The organism is Nocardiopsis oceani, from assembly GCF_054777395.1.
Genome location: NZ_BAAHAR010000027.1, coordinates 1 through 19,768 on the forward strand (window position 1 = coordinate 1; position 19,768 = coordinate 19,768).

The following is a 19,768-nucleotide window of genomic DNA, read 5'->3' on the forward strand; positions in this document are numbered from 1 at the left end:
CCAGGTTCATGAACGCGTCATACATCCGCTCCGAAGCCGACACGTGCAGCCTCTCGGGGTCATAGTCCACCTCGTGGGCCTTGAGCTCACGCTGGATCTCCTCGGCGTGCTCACTCGGACCCCAGAGATCGAACAGGAAGGACGCATCAAAGGTCCGCACCAAACGCGCACCACGCGCATCGAAGGCAGCCTGGTACTGCTCTTCCACCACAGCCGGGTTGTACTGGGCCAGCAGCTCCCGGCCCAGCCGGGCGATGTGGGAGGTCGACATCGCCGGCTCCTTGGCCTTGGCGGCCACGATCCCGGCCTCCATCATCTGCCGGAAGATGCCCGCATCCGGGTGGCGGCCGGTGTTGCGCGCCCCCACCGCCCGCTCAGCGGCCCGGCACACCGCCACCGCCTCCCCGATCGACAACAACCCAGAGTCCAAGCCCTGGCGGGTGGCGGGCAGCTCCCGGGCGAAGAGCCGGCGGGCCAGCTCGGCGCGCCCGTTGGCCTCAACGGGGACCATCCCCACCGAGTGGATCAGCCAGTTCTGCACCGACCTCTGCCCACCGGCCTCCAACAGGGTGCCGGCCGCTTCCAGCTGGGCCAGGCGCAGCAGCATCGCCAGCTGGGCCTGTTCCATGTCCTCGCACACCTGCGAGATCACATCCAGCACCTCACCGGCCGCACCGGTCGGGGGCACCTCGCCCATTTCCGAGGCGATGTTCTTCCGGGCAGCACTCATGGCGGTCGCGGCGGGGGTATTGCCCGCCGTGTTCCCGCACTGCCCGAAAGAAGAAGTCATGCCCTAAGGATATCAAGAAGGGCGCAGAAAGGACCTATCCTGGGGGTGATACAACCCTTACCCGGCCACCCTGACCCGCCTTTCCTACCCCGGAAAGTAGCCTTCCAGAAAAAAGGGGCCAGACCCCCTGGCCGCATTCTTTGGCAAAGCGGACATATGTGCGCCCGAATGGTGGTGATCTTGCTCCTGGATCCACTTTCGGCGGTCGGGGGTGGAGCCAGGGGCAAGATCATCGGGGTTTTCGCCGCACGCCTTGACCGGCCGCGACACCCGACCCGTCAACGCTCCGGCGCTGGGGAAGGCATCGGCCGCCAGGCCGACAGAATCAGTTTTCGGGCGAAGCCCGAAATGGCTCGGACCTCAACCACCCAGCCCCTCTTTCCCATAGACGCCAACCCGCCGTCGTAGCGAAGCGGGTCAAGGTGGAGCGCCGTTGACGCGCGAAGCGCTCGATGGCGACGACCTTGACGCGCGTAGCGGAGACGGCCACAATCGGGCGGCGGGAAAGGAGGGAACCCGAGTAAGGCAGGAAACCCAGCAAAAGGAATCCCCAATGCCATCGCTGAAGGTGACCAGACTGCCCCATTCGCCCCTATCGTTCGGCTGGCGAGGAAATGTGGTTGCGGTGTCGGGCGCTGGGGTTCAGTGAACCCGACCACCACCTGCACGTGTACGTGGAGGGCATCAAAGCCGCCGGTTCAACCGGAGGGCCGCCCGACCGCACGAACCACCGCGAGCGGGCGCCCTGGACACCCGCTCGCGATTCACCCCGTTTGGTTCAGCCCTCACTCGGTTCAGCTGGCGCCGTGGACGATGCGCTCGGCCTTCTCTTCGCTCGGCTGGAGCTCACCGGACAGGATCTGCTCGGCGTAGTGGCAGGCCACCCGGTGGGTACCAGTGCCTTGGTCTCCGTGCAGCAGGCGCAGTTCGGGGCGCTCGGTGTCGCAGAGCTCCTCCTGGCGCCACGGGCAGCGGGTATGGAAACGGCAGCCCGTGGGAGGGTTCGCGGGCGAGGGGAGGTCACCGGCGAGCAGGATGCGCTCACGGTTGTCCTCCACCTCCGGGTCCGGGACCGGCACCGCGGACATCAGCGAACGGGTGTAGGGGTGCACCGGGGTCTCGTACAGCTCGTCACTAGTGGCCTCCTCCACCAGGGAACCCAGGTACATCACCCCGACCACGTCGCTGACGTGGCGGACGACCGCAAGGTCGTGCGCGATGACCAGGTAGGTCAGGCCCATCTCCTCTTGGAGCTCCTCCAGGAGGTTGAGCACCTGCGCCTGGATGGACACGTCCAGCGCGGATACCGGCTCGTCGCAGATGATCAGGTCCGGCTCCAGCACGAGGGCGCGGGCGATGCCGATGCGCTGGCGCTGCCCCCCGGAGAACTCGTGCGGGTAGCGCTTGAGCACCTTGCCGGACAGGCCCACCCGCTCCAGGGCGTCCACCACGCGGCGGCGCTGGTCCTCCTCGGTCAAGCGGCGCCGCTCGGACCGGCTCAGGCCGGCCGCTTCCTCCTCGGTGGGCCCCCCGATCCCGTGGGTCTGCAGGCCCTCCACGAGGATCGATCCGATGTTCTGCCGCGGATTCAGGCTGCCGAGAGGGTCCTGGAAGACCATCTGCAGGTTCTTGCGCTCGCGGCGCATCGACTCGGGATCGAGGCTGGCCAGGTCCCGGCCGCCGAACCACACCTCTCCTTCGGTGACCTGGTTCAGGCGCAGGACCGCCCGCCCCAGGGTGGTCTTTCCGCAGCCGGACTCACCCACCAGACCGTAGGTCTGCCCGGGCTCGATGCTCAGCGAGACCCCGTCCACGGCGCGCACGTGGCCGACGGTGCGGTCGACGATCACCCCGCGCTTGATCGGGAAGTGGACCTTGAGGTCCTTGATCTCCAGCAGGCTCATCCCCGCTCCTCCTCGTCGTCGCCCACCACGGCCGGGCTGTCGAGCACGGTCCGGTCCGCCACATCGGCGCGGCTGATGGGGTTCACACAGCGGTGGACGTGGTCCAGGTCGCCGTTCTTGCCCTCCGACATCCGGACCAGCTCGGGCGGGCCCTGGAGGCACTCCATCGTGTAGTGGTCGCAGCGGGGCGCGAACGCGCACCCGTCCGACCACGCGATGTTGTCGTTGACGGAGCCGCGCACCGGGGTGAGCGGCTCGCCGCGCGGAGCGTCCAGCCGGGGGATGGAGCCGAGCAGGCCCACCGTGTAGGGGTGGGTCGGGTCGGCGAACAGCGGTTCGCGCGGGGCGCTCTCCACTGCCCGGCCCGCGTAGAGGACGTTGATGTCGTCGCACAGCCCGGCAACCACGCCCAGGTCGTGGGTGATCATGAGCAGGGCGGTGCCCTCCTCGGTGACCAGGTCCTTGAGCAGTTCCAGGATCTGCGCCTGGATGGTGACGTCCAGGGCGGTCGTCGGTTCGTCGGCGATCATCAGGCGCGGTCGGCAGGCCACCGCCATCGCGATGAGCGCGCGCTGGCGCATCCCTCCGGACAGCTGGTGCGGGTACTCGCTGAGCCGGCGGGTCGGGTCCGGGATACCCACGCGGTACAGGAGGTCGGCGGCCTCCTTGCGGGCCGGGGTGCCACGCATCCCCCGGTGCCGTTTGAGGATCTCGGTGACTTGGACGCCGATGGGGACCACCGGGTTGAGGGAGCTCAGCGGGTCCTGGAAGATCATTGCCAGCTGGGACCCGCGCAGGTCGCGCATCCGGCGCTGGGACGCCCGCAGGAGGTCTTCCTCGCCGCCGGGCAGCTGCATGACGGCGCTGCCGCCGACGTCCACCCCCCGGTCGGGCAGCAACCCCATGAGGGCCAGTGAGGTGACGCTCTTACCGCAACCGGACTCGCCGACCAGTGCGGTGACACGGCCCTCGTCCAAGGAGAAGGAGACCCCGTCGACGGCACGCACCTCGCTGCCGGCCCCGCGCCCGCTGAACACCACGGACAGGTCGTCCACCGCCAGCAGCGGCTTGCTGGTACTCATGGTCACTTCCTCAACTTCGGGTCGAGCGCTTCGCGCAGGGACTCGCCCAGAAGGGTGAAGCCGAGCGCGGTGATGATGATGCCCAGGGCCGGGTAGACGGCCAGGGACGGCGCGCTGGACAGGAACCGCTGGGCTTCGGACAGCATCGTTCCCCACTCGGGGAAGTTGGCGTCCGGGTTGCCCAGTCCCAGGTAGGACAGGGCCGCCGCGTCGATGATGGCGGTCGCCAGGGTGAGCGTGGACTGCACGATGACCGGGCCCATCGAGTTGGGCAGGATGTGCGAAACGGCGATCTTGCGCTTGCGTACGCCCAGCGCCTCCGCGGCCAGCACGTACTCGCGGTTGCCCTGCGAGATCATCGCCCCGCGCAGCAGGCGGGCGAAGATCGGGATCTGGGCGATACCCACCGCGAGCATGACGGTCGTGAGGCTGGGCCCGACCAGGGCGGCGACGGTGACGGCGAGCAGCAGGGTGGGCAGGGCGAGCATCATGTCGATGACCCGCATGATGACGTTGTCGACCTGGCGGCCCCAGCGTCCGCCGAGCGCGGAACAGGCCCCCGCGGTACCGCCGAGGAGCGCGCCGAAGAGGAAGCCGACGAGGGTGGCGACCACTCCGACCATGAGGGTCTGCCGGGCACCGATCACCATCCGCGAGAACATGTCCCGCCCGAGGTGGTCCAGGCCGAGCAGGTTCTCGGCGCGCGGGCCGACGAACTCGTTGCGGTTGGGGAAGACCTCGCTGCCCCAGCTCTGCGCGGTGGCGCTGTAGGGCGCGATGAGCGGGGAGAACAGCGCCACGAGGACGAACACCGAGACGATGACCGCCCCGGTGATAGCCATGGGGCTGCGGCGCATCCGTTGGAAGGCCTCCCGCCAGATCCCGGCGCCGTGGCCGTCGTCGCCCCGGTCGCCCATGAGTTCGGCTAGCCGGTCGGCCTTGGCCGCTTTGCGCTTGTGGAAGGGGACCTCGGACAAGTTCTGGGAGCTCGGTGTCGTAGGCATCACTGGGCCCGCACTCTCGGGTCGAGGAGGCTGTACGAGATGTCGACCAGGAGGTTGATGAACACGTACATGGTGGCGATGAGCAGGATGAACCCGGTGAGGACCGGGTAGTCGCGGGACTGCGTGGCCGCGTAGACGAAGGATCCGATCCCCGGGAAGGCGAAGACGCTCTCGGTGAGGACCGCTCCGGCGAAGAGGCTGCCGGCCAGCAGGCCCATGGCCGTCACCACGGGCAGCAGGGCGTTGCGGAGCACGTGACGGGTGCGCACCGTGGTGCGGTGCAGGCCCTTGGCGTTGGCGGTACGGACGTAGTCCTCGCCCATGACCTCCAGGACGCTGGCGCGGGTCATCCGGGTGATGACGGCGAGCGGGATGGAAGCCAGCGCCAGGCCCGGTAGCGCCAGGTGCGCGAAGGCGTCCCAGACGACGTCCCACTCCCTGGTCATCATGCCGTCGAGGAGGACGAACCCGGTGATGTCGGTGCGGTTGATCCCCGGGGACAGGCGGAACGCCGACGGGAACAGTCCGAGGCCCTCGGCGAAGACCACCTTGAGGATGAAGGCCAGGAAGAAGACCGGGGTGCAGATGCCCAGGAGGGAGCCGCCGACAGCGGCGAAGTCCAGGGCGGAGCCCCGTTTGCGCGCCGCCAGGTAGCCCAGGGGCAGCCCGACCGCGACGGCGATGACCATCGCGGTCACGGCGAGTTCGAACGTGGCCGGGAAACGCGTGAGGAACTCCTCCATGACCGGCCGCCCGGTCTGGAGGGAGGTGCCCAGGTCGCCTTGGAAGATACGGCGGAGGAAGGACAGGTACTGAACCGTGAGCGGTTCGTCCAGTCCGAGCGACCGCCGCAGCGCCTCGCGCTGTTCCGCGGTCGCGTCTTCGGGCAGGAGGGCGAACTCCGGTCCGCCCGGCAGCCGTTGGAGCCAGACGAACAGCAGGACCGACAGGCCGCCCAAGGTAGGGATCAGCTGCAGGAGTCGCCTGACGATGAATCGCAGCACCTTCGCCGCCTTTCGCCAGTGGTGGTTTCGGGGATCTCCCGGAGGGACGCGCGGCCCGCCGCGCGGCGGGCCCGGCCGGTGGATCCACTGGCCGGGCCCGGAGAACACGCCTCCCGGGTCGGGGAGAGCGGGGTCCTAGGTCGTGTTCCTTGGATCATTTCGGGCTCGCGACCACCAGGCTGCCTCTCGCTGCGCCGATGTCGCTCGGACAGCCAACCCCGGGCTGACCTCGCTCATCGTCTGGCGAGAGATTGACTGGACGGCCGCTCGCAGTGATCGGCGCAAGCGCCGACCAGCCGAAAGCATCCGCGGAACACTCCCTAGGGTGCTACTCCTCCCAGGAGGCCTCAGCGAAGATCTCCTGCGTCAGCGGGCTGACGTTGGGCGGGTCGACGTCCGGGGAGAACGCGATGGAGGGCGGGGAGCTGGAGATGGGCAGCCCCGGGAGGACCTCCATCACCATCTCGTTGAGCTCCTCGTAGCCGGCGACGCGCTCCTCCTCGTCCGGGTTGGTGCTCACCTCGGCCATGCGGTCGAACAGCTCCTCGTCGTCCAGTCCCCACGCGCCCATGGGGCCGGAGAACCAGGTGCCGAAGAAGTTGTAGGCGTCGTTGTAGTCACCGGTCCAGCCGAGCAGGTAGAGCGAGCAGTTGCCGCTGTCGGTCTGGTTGATGTACTCGTCCCACTCGTAGGTCGTGGCCTCGACGGTCACGCCGACGTCCTGCAGGTCTTCGGTGATGACGTCGAAGATGTCCTGGGGCGCGGGCATGTAGGGACGGGTGACCTCGGTCGGGTAGCAGAACTCGAGTTCGAGGTCCTCGTGGCCGGCGTCGGCGAGCATCTCCTCGGCCAGCTCCGGGTCGTGCTCGAAGGTGCGCACGTCCGAGGACCAGCCGTCGAGGGTGTCCGGGTGGAACTGGGTGGCGACCTCGCCGCCCTCCGGAAGGATGGTGTCGACGATGCGCTGGCGGTCCACCGCGTGGGAGAGGGCCTCGCGGACCTCCAGCTCCTCGAGACCCTCGTAGTCCTGCTGGTAGGCGAGGTAGAGGACGTTGAACACGTCACGGGTGGGCACCTCGAAGCCCGCCTCCTCCAGCGGCTCCACGTCGGCCGGGGCGACCAGGTCGTACCCGTGGATGTCACCGGCTTCCAAGGCCTGGCGGCGGGCGGTCTCGTCCGGGATCGACCGGAGGATCATCGTCTCGAAGCCGGCCGGCTCGCCCCAGTAGTCGTCGAACCGGTCCAGGGTGACCTCGCCCTGGTCCTGGTTCCACTCCTCGACGGTGAACGGGCCCGTTCCGGCCACCTCGCCCACGGTCTGGGAGTACTCGGGGAGGGTGAAGCTGCCTTCCTCGCCGGTGATCTCCTGGCCCTCCATGGCCTCCAGGGTGGTGGGGCTCATGATGCCGAAGGCGGCGAGGCTGAACCCGCCGGGGAAGATCGAGGAGTACTCGGAGATCTCGATGACGGCGGTGTTCTCGTCCTCGGCCTCGCAGGAGACGTAGCGCGAGTCACCGATGGAGTCGTCTTCGTTCTCGGCGAATCCGCCGAAGATCGTCTGCCAGTAGTAGGAGTTGTTGGAACTCTGGTATCCGCCGGTCAGATTGTGCCAGCGGTCGAAGTTGGCGCAGACGACTTCCGCGCTCAGTTCGTCGCCGTCGTGGAACGTGACGTCGTCCTGAAGGTGGAAGGTCCAGACGGTGCCGTCTTCGGACTGGTCCCAGTCCTCGGCGAGCCCGCCGACGATGTCGGAGCCACCGGACTCGTGGTCGAGGAGGGGCTCGAATACCTGGCGGCTGTAACGGAACGTCTCGCCGTCGCTAGCGAGGAACGGGTCGAGTGCGGCGATGTCGCCCGCGGCGGCGAAGACGAACGGCTCGCTACCGTCGGCCGCGCCCTCTCGGTCGCTCTCCGCGCACGCTGTGGCCACCAGCGTGAGCGAAGCCGCGACGGCCACGAGACCGAGCGGCTTTCGGGATGACTTCGTGAACATGGTCCACCTCAGTGTGGGGGGGCGGCTTTGAGGCCCTGAACGATGTTGGGACCATAAGCCGATCCGCGACCGCCTGGGAAGATAGACGACTGGGTATTAATACAACTGTTTCATATCTGTGGCGTGATCCATAGGTCGGATTTTCGTGCACAGGTGTCAAACGCACCAGGCATAACACAGCCATACGGGGACCGTCGACAATAATGTGTATTCACATATGCATAATGTTCACGATAACATCCTGCCATGGGATGAATTTCTGGTTCGGGCCGGACATCCCGCTTGGCTGGACTCCGGGACTACGCAGGGTGCGCCCCCGTCCTATGATCTTCGGATGAACACTCCCATTGCCGACGCGGACCTCACCGCGTTCCTCGAAAGCCAGGAGAGCGCCTGGCTGGCCGAGCAGCTGATGCTCGCGGCCGACGAGGACCCCGTCACCCGCATCCGCCTCAGCGCCGCCGCCGGAGCCGAGAGCGCGGTGGAGGAGGCCCGTGCCGTCGTGCTCTCGCGGGTCACGGCGCACTCCCCCGAGGACGCCGCGGAGAACCCCGACGATGAGGACTTCCTACACCGGGCCATCGACCTGCTGGACGACCTCATCGACTACGGCTTCGACGACGAGGTCGGTGACGTCGCCGACGAGGCGCGCGAGGTCTATACGACCCGCCACGGGGAAGACGGCGGCGAGCACCTCGCCCGACTGCACTTCCTCGCCGACGGCGAGGAGGAAGAGCAGTAGCGGCTCCGGCCCCTCGGGCTAAAGTTCGCACCACCTGCGCACGTTGCTGCTCCACAGCGCGATGTTCACGACGATGGCGAAGAGCGCGGCCAGCAACCCCACCAGCAGCATCGGGGTGTTGGCCAGCTTGGCGGCCATGCGGAGCGCGCCCAGGGCCACCCCCAGGGCGACCAGCCCGCCGAACTGGGAGGCGCGCCACAGCACGTAGCCCCCTCGGCGGATGGGCACCGCCGAGGCGATGAGGCCAATGGCGACCAGCGCGGCCACGACCAGCAGGAACCAGAGTTCGGTCACGACGGGGCCGGGGGCACCCGCGTCCAGCAGCGCCCATACCTGGTAGGCCAACAGCGCGTAGGCGGCCGCTGCGACGAACATCAGGGTGAAGGCCTGCCGCACGTCACGCGGGGGCCGCACCCCCGGTCGGCGCGTGGCGAGAAGGCTCTGCCTCGGCGCGGGCACCACGCTGAAGGGCCGGGCGGCAGAGGCGGTAGGGGATGTTTGGGTGTCTTGCATGACGAACAGGGTTGCGTGCTCGGGCGCACTACACAAGTGGAGCATCGGCACCTATACGCACAGTCGCCACATGCGCACAAAGGATCACCGATTGCCCTTTCTCAGACACCCATCGGACGCACGCGCTCACCCACGTACCCCAGGGCCGCGGCGGCGAGGGTTTCCAAGTCCTCACGGACGTCGAACTCCCTCCCCTCCTCGTCGGGGCCGAGCTGCTGCAGGGTCTCCAGCTGCGAATTCAGGAGCGCGGGAGGCATGAAGTGGTCCTCCCGGGCACCGATCCGCTCCCAGATCACCTCGGCGGAACCGTGCATGTGGAGGAAGTGCACACCGGGCGCCCCGGTGCGCAACACGTCGCGGTAGGTGCGTTTGAGTGCGGAACAGGCCATCACCGTCGAAGTACCCGAGGCCTCGTGTTCGGCGGTCCAGTCGGCCAGTTCGCGCAGCCACGGCCATCGGTCGCCGTCGGTCAGGGGCACACCGGCCGACATCTTCGCGATATTGGCCTCGGGGTGAAAGGCGTCCGCCTCCGCGAAGGGGAGCTCGAGCTGGTCGGCGATCCGTTCGGCCACACTGGTCTTGCCGCTGCCAGATACGCCCATGAAGACAAAGTGCATGGTCTCTCCGTGTCGTGGCCCGCCGCCGACCGCGACGCCGCCACCAATAGTGGTATCAATCATTCCAGCTAGGATTCAGCCTGACCCCCGGCCGGATCCGGCCGTAGCACGAGAACCCGGGAAGCTCGAGGGAAGACGATGGCCCCCACGCACCGCACGCTGCACAACCGAGTGCTGGCGGTGCTCGGTCCCGCTATCGCCGGCGGCGAGTACACGACCGGTCACACCTTCACGCTCCAAGGTCTGGAACAGGAGTTCGGCGTCTCCCGTACCGTCGCCCGCGAGGCCGTGCGGGTCCTCGAGTCGATGGGCCTGGCGGTCAGCCGCCCCAGAACCGGTATCCGGGTCAGGCCGCAGCGCGACTGGAGCGTCTTCGACCCCCAGCTGATCCGCTGGCGCCTGGCCGGTGCTGGCCGCATGGAACAACTGCGCTCCCTCAATGAACTCCGGGCCGCCGTGGAGCCCGGCGCCGCCGCGTTGGCGGCCGAGCGCGGCCCCGCGGACGAGCGGGCCCAACTGGTGGTCGTGGCCGAACAGATGACGCTGACCGGGCGGGCCGGCGAGCTGGAGACCTTCCTCGAGCTCGACGTCACCTTCCACCGCCGCATCCTGGAGCTTTCCGGCAACGAGATGCTGTCCGGCCTGGCAGAGGTGGTGACCGAGGTCCTGGTCGGCCGCACCTCCTACGACCTGATGCCGCACAACCCCCGCCCGGAGGCCCTGCGCCTGCACACGGCAGTGGCGCAGGCCATCCGGGACGGGCTGCCGGACGTGGCCGAGGCGGCGATGCGGGCGATCGTCACCGAGGTCGCCGACGCCCTGAGAGGCGACGAGTCCGCGCCCTCCCACTGACTCGGCCGGGGCGCTACAGGATCAGGTAGAGGCCGAAGGCGAACCCGAAGCCGATGAACCCGATCAGTGTCTCCATGACGGTCCAGGTCATGAGCGTGGTCTTGACGTCCATCCCGAGGAAGCGGCCGACCAGCCAGAAGCCGGAGTCGTTGACGTGCGAGAGCGCCGTGGCACCGGAGGCGATGGCGATCACGATCAGGGCCAGGTCGATCGAGCTCAGGCCCGAGCTGGCCTGAACCGCGGGGGCGATCAGGCCGGCCGCCGTGGTGATGGCGACCGTGGCCGAACCCTGGGCGACGCGCAGGCCGAGGGCGATGATGAACGCCGCGACGATGACCGGCATACCGGTGGAGTTCAGGCTGTCGGCGAGCGCATCACCGATCCCGCTGGCCTGCAGAACCCCGCCGAACATGCCGCCGGCGCCGGTGATGAGGATGATGCCGCAGACGGGGCCGAGCGCGCCGCCGACGATCTCCTCGACCCGTTGCCGGGTGAACCGCCCCTGGCTGAGCACGACCATCGCGTAGAGAACGGTGATGAGCAGAGCGATGGGCGCGTCACCGACGAGCTGGAGCGACTGCGCCCAGACGGTCTCCCCGGACACGGTGCCGGTCTCGACGAGGGTGCTCGTGCCGGTGTTGGCGAAGATGAGCAGCACCGGCAGCACCAGGATGCTGACGACCGTGGCCAGGTGCGGCGGGTTCTCGTGCTTGACCTCGCCGTTGGACATGATGTCGTCCGGGACGGGGATCTCCAGACGCTTGCCGGCCCACAGACCGAACAGGTAGCTGGCCAGGTACCAGGTGGGGATGGCCAGGACGGTGCCGACCAGCAGGGTCAGGCCCATGTCCGCACCGATCTCGACGGCGGCGGTGACCGGGCCGGGGTGCGGCGGCACGAAGGCGTGCATGACCGCGAACGCGCCCGCCGTCGGCAAGGCGTACAGCAGCACGGATCCGCCCACGCGGCGGGCCACGCTGAAGACGATCGGGAGCATCACGATGAGGCCGACGTCGAAGAAGATCGGGAAGCCGAAGATCAGTGAGGCCACACCGAGAGCCATCGGGGCGCGCTTCTCCCCGAACAGCTTGATGAGTGCGCTGGCGAGGACCGCGGCACCGCCGGTGACCTCCAGCATGCGGCCGATCATCACACCCAGGCCCACGAGGAGGGCCACGTTGGCGAGCGTGCCGCCGAACCCGTCGAGGAGGGTGGGGACCACCCCGTCGACCGGGATTCCGGAAACGAGCGCGGTCAGCACGCTGACCAGGACGAGCGCGATGAACGCGTGCATCTTGAAGCGGATGATCAGGAACAGCAGGAGGGCGATGGCGCCCGCCGCGATCCCGAGCAGGGGACCCGTGCCGTAGACGGGTTCGAAGTTCTCCACGACGGAGCCTTCCAGTGGACGGGGTAGTGCTTGGCCGTGTCGAAACACGCCCTTGACCTGGTCTTGGACCGGACTCAGAGAATGGTAATACCATTTGTGAGGTCCTGTGAACGCGACAGTGAGCTTCTGTGATGGAGACGCAGGTCACAGGCCCAAGAAAATCCCATGGCCGGACCCCGTCATTGACAACGTGTTGTCAACGGTTCAGCCTCGTGCCATGAACGCTGAGCCGCGCAAGACCGTCCACCTCGCCGTCTACGACCAGCTGGCCGACTGGGAGGTGGGGCACGCGGTCGCCCACATCCGCGCGGGCCTCGACGGCCAGGGCTCCAGCGGGCACGACGTGGTGACCGTGGGGCTGACCGGAGCGCCCGTCACCACCCTGGGCGGCGTGACCGTCCTGCCCGACATCACACTCCCCCAGCTCCAGCCCTCCAGCAGCGCCATGCTCGTCCTCCCGGGCTCCCCCGCGTGGGACACCTCGCCGGAGGCCATGGCGCCCATGGCGTCGGCGGCCGGGATCTTCCTCGACTCCGGGACCCCCGTGGCCGCGATCTCGGGGGCCACAGCGGGGCTGGCCCGCGAAGGGCTGCTCGACTTCCGGGACCACACCAGTGCCGCCCCCGAATACCTCCTGGGCACCGGCTACCAGGGCGGGCACCGGTACCGGTCCGCACTGGCGGTCACCGATGAGGACCTCGTCACGGCGGGGCCCACCGCCGCCGTCGAATTCGCCCGGGAGGCCTTCGGCAGGCTGGACGCCTTCAGCCCGCGGGCGCTGGAAGCCTGGTACCGGCTCCACGCGCTCCACGACACGGACGCCTATCTCACTCTCTTGGAGGAGGCCTAGGCGGTGGAACCCGGCGACAGAGCGTTCACGAGAGCGGCGCACACAGCCGACCGGCTGCACGGCCGACTCCGGTCCCACACCGAGGCGCTGACCCTCGCCGCCGGCCTGACCGCCTCCCGGTGGCAGGTCCTCGACGCGGTACACCCAGAGCCCGGGGCCGTGTCCCAGGTGGCCCGTGGCCTGGGGACCACCCGGCAGAGCGTGCAGCGCATCGCGGACCAACTCGTGTCCCAAGGCATGGCCGAGTACCTCCCCAACCCCGAGCACAGCCGGGCCAAGCTGCTCGCCGCGACGGAGCAGGGCCGCGCGGCCCTCGACGAGGTCAGGACCGGGCACGACCGGCTCTCGGGCATCCTGGTCGGCCAGCTCGGGGAGAAGGAGACGGAGCGGATCCTGGAGGCCCTGAACACCCTCTCCCAAGCCCTGCCCCGCCCCGGCGCTGACCGCGCCCAGTATCGTCGTGCGGGCACCACAGCCACGGAGACCACAGCCACTGAGGAGCAGCCGTGATCGACCTGCGCTCGGACACCCTGACCCAGCCGACCCCCGACATGCGTCGGGCCATGGCCGAGGCCGAAGTGGGCGACGACGTGTTCGGCGAGGACCCGACCGTGCGCGCGCTGGAAGAGGAGACCGCCGCCCTGCTGGGCCGCGAGGCCGCGCTCTACGTCCCCTCCGGCCACATGGCCAACCAGCTCGGGCTGTACGTGTCCACCCGCAGCGGCGAGGAGGTGTGGGCCCACGAACACCACCACCTGATCGGGGACGAGCAGGGTGCCGCAGTGGTGCTCTCCCGGGTACTCCCCCGCCTGTACTCGGGGGACCCCTTCCCTCCTCAGGACCTGCTGGAGTCCTGGATCACCGGGCTCGGCAACGTGCACAGGGCCGATCCCGCGCTGCTGTGGCTGGAGAACACCTTCACCGGCCGGGTGGTGCCCCTGGCCGAACAGCGGCGGGTCACCGGTTTCGCGCACGCCCACGGCCTGCGCGCCCACTTGGACGGGGCCCGGTTGTGGAACGCCGCCGCCCACCTACGGGCCTCCCCGGCCGAGGTCGCCGAGGGCTTCGACACGGTTTCGGTGTGCTTCTCCAAGGGCCTCGGGGCACCGGTGGGTTCCGCCCTTGCCGGGGACGCCGAAACGATCCGGCGGTCCCGGCGAGGCCGGAAGCTGCTGGGTGCGGGCATGCGCCAAGCCGGGATCATCGCCGCGGGCGCCCTGCACGCCCTGCGCCACCACCGCGAGCGAGTCGTGGAGGACCACGCACGCGCGGCCCGGTTGGCCGATCAAGTGGACGGCCTTCCGGGACTGTCCGCCCGGTCCCAGACCAACATGGTGCTCGTGGACACCCCTGAGGGTGAGGCCGCGAGGTACGCGGAGGCCTTCGCCGCGGAGGGGGTCCGGGTCCTGGGCGGCGGTTCACGGATCCGGCTGGTCATGCGCCTGGAGGTCACCGACGGCGACGTGGAGGAGGCGGCCAAGGCGATTGCTCGGGCCGTGTCGCGGGTGTGACGGGATCGGTTCGCAGGTCAGAGGGATGGCCCGTCGGTACACTTGGCCGACCGCGCGAGCCGAGGGGCCGGTAGGTGTTGCGCGTCACATCGCGTAGTAGCATCGGGCGTATGACATTGTCGTACTAGAGAGTGGTAGCACCGCAATGCCGGGAAGAATCCAGTCCATCGAACGCGCCGCCGCGATTCTCCGGCTCCTGGCCAGTGGCGCCCGAGGGCTGAGCCTGGCGGAGATCTCCCGCTCACTGGAGCTCCCGAAGGGCACCGCCTTGGGCATCCTCCGCACACTGCAGCACGTCGGGTTCGTGGAACAGGACCCCGAATCGGGCCGCTACCGCCTGGGCGGCGGCATGCTGAGCCTGGGAACCCGGTACCTCGACGGCAACGAACTGCGCACCCGCGCGCTGAACTGGTCGGACACCCTCGCCTCACGCAGCGGCGAGAGCGTACGCATAGGCACGCTGCACAAGCACCAGGTCCTGGTCGTGCACCACGTCTTCCGTCCGGACTCCAGCCGCCAGACCTTGGACGTGGGCACTCTGCTGCCGCTGCACGCGACCGCCCTCGGCAAGGTCCTGATGGCTTTCGATCCCCTGGCCGCCCCGGAGGAGGTGGCGTCGGTGGAGACGGACGCACCCGTCGAACTGACCTCCTTCACCAGGCACACCGTCACGTCCATGGCGACCCTCGAAGGCCAGATGACCGACATCCGGGACAACGGGTGGGGCTGGGAGGCCGAGGAACTGGTCGACGGCGAGGTGTCCATCGCGGCGCCCATCCGCGACCGGCGCGGGGTCACCGTCGGCGCCATCGGGGTGCGCGGCGCCGTCGAGCGCCTCCGCAGCGACGAGGGCAAGCCCGACATGGAGCAGGTCTCCTACGTGCGCGACGCCGCCAGGGCCATCTCCCGCGAACTGGGCGTCACCCCCTACTGACGGTTCGCCCACCGCCGCGCGTCCTTCCGTGGGGCGCTGCTTCCCGCGTGTTCAGCTTCCCTTGTGTCTTGGGCTGGTCGGCGTAACGTGATCCACGCAACACGATTGCGTCACGCCGCCTTGACATGGGAAGGAAATGCAGTCGAAACTATCGCCTAATCATACGTCATTGTCGTACACCGTGCGGAGTCAACCGCCGATGCACGTGATTTCGACCCCGTCCCACAGCCGTCCACCTGAAGGCGAGCACCGATGAGTCAGCAGTACATCGCCGCGATCGACCAAGGCACCACGTCGAGCCGCTGCATCCTCTTCGACCAGGACGGGCGCATCGTCTCGGTCGACCAACGAGAGCACCGACAGATCTTCCCGCAGCCGGGGTGGGTGGAGCACGACGCCCTGGAGGTCTGGACCAACGTCGAGGCGGTCGTCCAGGAGTGCCTGCAGAAGAGCGACATCACCCCGGACCAGGTCGCCGCCGTCGGCATCACCAACCAGCGCGAGACCACCGTGCTGTGGGACCGCGAGACCGGTGAGCCCGTCCACAACGCCATCGTCTGGCAGGACACCCGCACCGACGACCTCGTACGCGAGCTCGGCGCGACCGAGGGACAGGACCGCTTCCGGGAGAAGTGCGGCCTGCCGCTGGCCACCTACTTCGCCGGGCCCAAGATCCGCTGGCTGCTCGACAACGTCGAAGGGGTGCGCGAGCGCGCCGAGCGCGGCGAGCTGCTGTTCGGCACCATGGACACGTGGATCATCTGGCAGCTGACCGGACGCCACGTCACCGACGTGACCAACGCCAGCCGCACCATGCTGATGAACCTGGCCACTCTGGAGTGGGACCCCGAGATCCTCGAGGCCATGGACATCCCGGCGAACCTCCTTCCCGAGATCCGGTCCTCCTCCGAGGTGTACGGCGAGGCCCGCGGCTACCTCGCCGGGACCCCCGTGGCGTCCTCCCTGGGCGACCAGCACGCCGCCCTGTTCGGCCAGACCTGCTTCGACCCGGGTGACGTCAAGGGTACGTACGGGACCGGCACCTTCCTGGTGATGAACACCGGAACGGAGCCCGTGACCTCGCACAACGGGCTGCTCACCACCCTGGGCTACAAGATCGGCGACGCCCCCGCCGTGTACGCGCTCGAGGGTGCCATCGCGGTCACCGGATCCCTGGTGCAGTGGCTGCGCGACAACATCGGCCTGATCTCGAGCGCACCGGAGATCGAAACCCTGGCCAGGACCGTCGAGGACAACGGCGGCTGCTACATCGTTCCCGCCTTCTCCGGCCTGTTCGCCCCGCACTGGCGCAGCGACGCCCGCGGCGTCATGGCCGGGCTGACGGGCTACGTGAACAAGGGCCACATCGCCCGCGCCGTCCTGGAGGCCACGGCATGGCAGACCCGTGAGGTCGTCGACGCCATGAACGCCGACTCCCAGATCGACCTGACCACACTGAAGGTCGACGGCGGCATGACGGCGGACAACCTGCTCATGCAGATCCTGTCCGACGTCCTCGACGCCGAGGTCGTCCGGCCGATGGTCGCCGAGACGACGTGCCTGGGCGCCGCCTACGCGGCGGGCCTCGCCGTGGGCTACTGGCCCGACATCGAGACGCTGCGCGCCAACTGGCACAAGGCCGCCGAGTGGAACCCGAAGATGGAGCCCTCGGTCCGCGAGCGCGAGTACCACAACTGGAACAAGGCCGTGCAGCGCACCCTCGACTGGGTCGAGCACGAAGACGACCACGTAGACGACAAATAGGCGGGCTCGCCTCGCCAACAACCGAACCCCAGGGGCACTAGTGCCACCTGGGACCCCTGGGGTTCGGCTCCCGGGACACCACGGTGCCCCTCCCCATCATTCGCTGTGACGGGCGTGTCCCAATTATGCCCGTGACCTAGCTGCCCCTCGGGGCGGAGGTTCCCATGGTCTATCTGGCAGAGTTCGTCGGTACGGCGATCCTCGTCCTCCTCGGCGGCGGTGTCGTCGCCGGTGTCTCCCTCGCCCGGTCCAAGGCCTTCCAAGCGGGCTGGATCGTGGTGACGTTCGGCTGGGGTATGGCGGTCGCCATGGCCGTCTACGTCGTCGGTACCACCAGCGGCGCCCACATCAACCCCGCGGTGACGCTGGGCCTGGCCAGCATCGGCGAGTTCGAGTGGCCGCTGGTGCCCGGTTACATCGGAGCGCAGATGGCCGGCGCCTTCACCGGCGCCTGCCTCGTCTACCTGGCCTACTTCGCGCACTGGAAGCACACTGAGGACCCGGCCAGCAAACTCGGCGTCTTCAGTACCGCACCCGCGGTCCGCCACCCCGTCGCCAACCTCGTCACGGAGGTCATCGGTACCGCGATGCTGCTGCTGGGGATCCTCGGCATCGGCGCCAACGAGGGTTCGGTCTCGGCCGGTGACGCCGACCTGTCCGCCCTGTTCGCGAACGGCATCGCCCCGCTGATGGTGGGTCTGCTGGTGTTCGCGATCGGTATGTCCCTCGGTGGTCCCACCGGGTACGCCATCAACCCGGCCCGCGACCTGGGACCGCGCATCGCACACGCGCTGCTGCCCATCCCCGGCAAGGGCACGTCCGACTGGGGCTACGCGTGGATCCCCGTGGTCGGCCCCATCCTGGGCGGTGTGATCGGCGCCTGGATCTGGAACCTGTCCGGGTTCGGAGGCTGACCCGGCCCCTGGCCGGCCTGAGGGCGCCCGCCACTCCCCGAAGGGATGTGGAGGGCGCCTTTCTCGTTGCGACTCTCGTGCGACAATGCCGCACCTCAACTACAACACGACATACTCCCACACCTGTACGTAACACCGAGTCAATCTCTCCCCGCTTCCCTCCCTCCATACGTGGTACTACTGCCTCCATCAGGACGGGGATCTTCACCAACGTTCGGCATTGTCGTATTATGCGTACGACAGCCACCCGAAATGTGGAGCGGGTACGCGCGACGAACGCCATCCCTCCCCAACGGACGGAGCACCAGCCATGACCGCCAGCGCCCACCGCAGTGACGCTTCCACCTCCCGCGCGCATACGCGTGAGGAACTCACCCGGGGCACCTTCGACCTCCTCGTGATCGGCGGCGGGATCCTCGGCACGTCCGTCGCCTGGACCGCTACCCAGGCCGGCCTTCGGGTGGCCATGGTCGACGCGGGCGACTTCGCGGGCGCCACGTCCAGCGCCTCCTCCAAGCTTGTACACGGAGGCCTGCGCTACCTCCAGACCGGCAACGTGCGCTTGGTCGCGGAGAACCACAAGGAGCGGCGTTCGCTCGCCTCCGACGTGGCCCCGCACCTGGTCAACCACCGACCCTTCCTCGTGCCGATCTACTCCGGCGGGCCGCACGGCGCCGCGAAGATGGGCGCGGGGGTCTTCCTGTACTCGGCGCTGTCCGCCTTCGGCGACGGGATGGGCCGCCTGCTCTCACCCCGCCAGGCCAAGCGCCTGGCCCCCGGCCTGCGCACCGACGGCCTGAAGTCCGTCGCCGCCTACAGCGACCACCAGATGAACGACAGCCGCATGGCGGTCATGACGGTGCGCGCCGCGGCCGACGCCGGCGCCGTAGTACTCAACCACGCCGAGGTCCAGGGGCTGCGCACCACGCGGGGACGGGTGACCGGCGCGGACCTGCACGACCGCGTGGACGGGGGCGAATTCGGGATCGACGCGCGACTGGTCCTCAACGCGACCGGTCCTTGGGTGGACCACCTGCGCCGGCTGGAGGACCCGGGGGCCGCGCCCAGCGTGCGCCTGTCCAAGGGCGCCCACCTGGTCATGCGCACTCCGGAGCCGTGGCGGGCCGCACTCACCATCCCGGTGGACAAGTACCGCGTCTCCTTCGCCATCCCGTGGGAGGGCCAGCTGCTCCTGGGCACCACGGACGAGGCCTACGAGGGCGACCCGGCCGATGTGGGTGTGCTGTCCTCCGACGTCGACCAGATCCTGGGTGAGGCGGCGATGGGCATCGACCCGTCCTACCTGGACCGCGACAACATGACCTACTCGTTCGCCGGGCTGCGTGTCCTCCCCGGCGGGCCGGGCGGAACGAGCTCTGCCAAGCGGGAGACCGTCGTCTCCCAGGGCCGCGGCGGGATGCTCTCGGTGGCCGGCGGCAAGTGGACGACCTACCGGCACATCGGCCGGACCGTCCTGGAGGAGCTCCGGAAGGTGTCCGCGGTCCCGCTGTCCGAGGACATGGCGGACCCCCTCCAGACCGTCCCCCTGCCCGGTCTGGCCAGCCCGGACGCGGTCACCCAGCGCCTCATCATCGACCGGGAGCCCGGCACCCGGCTGGACCCGCTGGTCGCCCGCCACCTGGCCTCGCACTACGGAAGCCTGGCCATGGACATCGCCGGCATGGTCCGCGCCGAGCCCTCGCTCGGTGAGCGGATCCACCCCGACGGCCCTGACATCTGGGCGCAGGTGCTGTTCGCCCGCGACCGCGAGTGGGCGGTGACCGTCGACGACGCTCTGCGGCGCCGGACCACCGTCACCGTGCGCGGGCTGGACACCTCCGAGGTCCGCGAGCGCACCCGGGCCCTGTTGGAAGCCTGATCAGCATGGGCGCGTAAGCCCCCAG

17 protein-coding genes and 1 pseudogene are annotated in these 19,768 nt (G+C 68.9%); 9 read left to right on the plus strand and 9 right to left on the minus strand.

The window, feature by feature from the left end:
• From ACYVDG_RS17090 to ACYVDG_RS17115, 6 genes and pseudogenes are all read right to left on the minus strand, one after another.
• Positions 1-790: pseudogene (locus ACYVDG_RS17090) on the minus strand (HNH endonuclease signature motif containing protein); the annotation flags it as partial.
• A gap of 794 nt (positions 791-1,584) precedes the next feature.
• Positions 1,585-2,694, minus strand: a complete 1,110-nt coding sequence (locus ACYVDG_RS17095) for an ABC transporter ATP-binding protein (protein ID WP_460753181.1) — start codon at positions 2,692-2,694, stop codon at positions 1,585-1,587.
• Positions 2,691-3,776 (minus strand): ABC transporter ATP-binding protein, encoded by a 1,086-nt coding sequence (locus tag ACYVDG_RS17100; protein ID WP_460753186.1) that lies wholly within the window; start codon positions 3,774-3,776, stop codon positions 2,691-2,693. The genes ACYVDG_RS17095 and ACYVDG_RS17100 overlap by 4 nt, the downstream gene beginning before the upstream one ends.
• A 2-nt stretch (positions 3,777-3,778) precedes the next feature.
• Positions 3,779-4,780, minus strand: a complete 1,002-nt coding sequence (locus ACYVDG_RS17105; protein WP_460753189.1) for an ABC transporter permease — start codon at positions 4,778-4,780, stop codon at positions 3,779-3,781.
• A complete protein-coding gene (locus tag ACYVDG_RS17110) occupies positions 4,780-5,784 on the minus strand; it encodes an ABC transporter permease (RefSeq protein WP_460753192.1) in 1,005 nt (334 codons plus the stop codon). The genes ACYVDG_RS17105 and ACYVDG_RS17110 overlap by 1 nt, the downstream gene beginning before the upstream one ends.
• A gap of 328 nt (positions 5,785-6,112) precedes the next feature.
• Positions 6,113-7,777 carry an ABC transporter substrate-binding protein gene (locus ACYVDG_RS17115; RefSeq protein ID WP_460753198.1) on the minus strand — a complete coding sequence of 555 codons (1,665 nt, stop codon included), beginning with the start codon at positions 7,775-7,777 and terminating at the stop codon, positions 6,113-6,115.
• A 334-nt stretch (positions 7,778-8,111) separates the two neighbouring features.
• Between ACYVDG_RS17115 and ACYVDG_RS17120 the strand changes: the two genes are divergently transcribed.
• Positions 8,112-8,519: a hypothetical protein gene (locus ACYVDG_RS17120; RefSeq protein WP_460753202.1), complete on the plus strand. Its 408-nt coding sequence runs from the start codon at positions 8,112-8,114 to the stop codon at positions 8,517-8,519.
• Positions 8,520-8,537: 18 nt separating this feature from the next.
• Here the strand turns inward: ACYVDG_RS17120 and ACYVDG_RS17125 are convergent, their stop codons facing one another.
• Together ACYVDG_RS17125 and ACYVDG_RS17130 are read right to left on the minus strand one after the other, a co-directional pair.
• Positions 8,538-9,032 carry a hypothetical protein gene (locus ACYVDG_RS17125; RefSeq protein ID WP_460753205.1) on the minus strand — a complete coding sequence of 165 codons (495 nt, stop codon included), beginning with the start codon at positions 9,030-9,032 and terminating at the stop codon, positions 8,538-8,540.
• A gap of 101 nt (positions 9,033-9,133) precedes the next feature.
• Positions 9,134-9,649, minus strand: coding sequence for a gluconokinase (locus ACYVDG_RS17130; RefSeq protein WP_460753210.1), 516 nt, complete (start codon positions 9,647-9,649; stop codon positions 9,134-9,136).
• A 138-nt stretch (positions 9,650-9,787) separates the two neighbouring features.
• On the opposite strand from ACYVDG_RS17130, the gene ACYVDG_RS17135 reads away from it, so the two are divergent.
• On the plus strand, positions 9,788-10,501 hold the full coding sequence (locus ACYVDG_RS17135) for a FadR/GntR family transcriptional regulator (RefSeq protein ID WP_460753214.1): 714 nt from the start codon (positions 9,788-9,790) through the stop codon (positions 10,499-10,501).
• Positions 10,502-10,514: 13 nt separating this feature from the next.
• On the opposite strand, the gene ACYVDG_RS17140 is transcribed toward ACYVDG_RS17135, so the two are convergent.
• Positions 10,515-11,891: a GntP family permease gene (locus ACYVDG_RS17140; RefSeq protein ID WP_460753217.1), complete on the minus strand. Its 1,377-nt coding sequence runs from the start codon at positions 11,889-11,891 to the stop codon at positions 10,515-10,517.
• Positions 11,892-12,108: 217 nt separating this feature from the next.
• On the opposite strand from ACYVDG_RS17140, the gene ACYVDG_RS17145 reads away from it, so the two are divergent.
• The 7 genes from ACYVDG_RS17145 to ACYVDG_RS17175 all read left to right on the plus strand — a co-directional run bounded on the left by ACYVDG_RS17145 (position 12,109) and on the right by ACYVDG_RS17175 (position 19,743).
• Entirely contained in the window at positions 12,109-12,741 is a 633-nt protein-coding gene (locus tag ACYVDG_RS17145) for a DJ-1/PfpI family protein (protein WP_460753220.1), read from the plus strand.
• Between the two features lie 3 nt (positions 12,742-12,744).
• The gene (locus ACYVDG_RS17150) at positions 12,745-13,251 is read left to right on the plus strand and encodes a MarR family winged helix-turn-helix transcriptional regulator (protein ID WP_460753223.1); all 507 of its coding nucleotides are present in this window, start codon (positions 12,745-12,747) and stop codon (positions 13,249-13,251) included.
• Positions 13,248-14,252 (plus strand): threonine aldolase family protein, encoded by a 1,005-nt coding sequence (locus tag ACYVDG_RS17155; RefSeq protein ID WP_460753226.1) that lies wholly within the window; start codon positions 13,248-13,250, stop codon positions 14,250-14,252. The genes ACYVDG_RS17150 and ACYVDG_RS17155 overlap by 4 nt, the downstream gene beginning before the upstream one ends.
• Before the next feature lie 145 nt (positions 14,253-14,397).
• Entirely contained in the window at positions 14,398-15,186 is a 789-nt protein-coding gene (locus tag ACYVDG_RS17160; RefSeq protein WP_460753229.1) for an IclR family transcriptional regulator, read from the plus strand.
• Between the two features lie 252 nt (positions 15,187-15,438).
• Complete coding sequence (gene glpK, locus ACYVDG_RS17165; protein WP_460753232.1) at positions 15,439-16,950, plus strand: glycerol kinase GlpK; 1,512 nt, start codon at positions 15,439-15,441, stop codon at positions 16,948-16,950.
• Positions 16,951-17,114: 164 nt separating this feature from the next.
• Complete coding sequence (locus ACYVDG_RS17170) at positions 17,115-17,864, plus strand: MIP/aquaporin family protein (protein WP_460753235.1); 750 nt, start codon at positions 17,115-17,117, stop codon at positions 17,862-17,864.
• A gap of 310 nt (positions 17,865-18,174) precedes the next feature.
• The gene (locus ACYVDG_RS17175; protein ID WP_460753238.1) at positions 18,175-19,743 is read left to right on the plus strand and encodes a glycerol-3-phosphate dehydrogenase/oxidase; all 1,569 of its coding nucleotides are present in this window, start codon (positions 18,175-18,177) and stop codon (positions 19,741-19,743) included.
• The last annotated feature ends 25 nt before the right edge of the window (positions 19,744-19,768 follow it).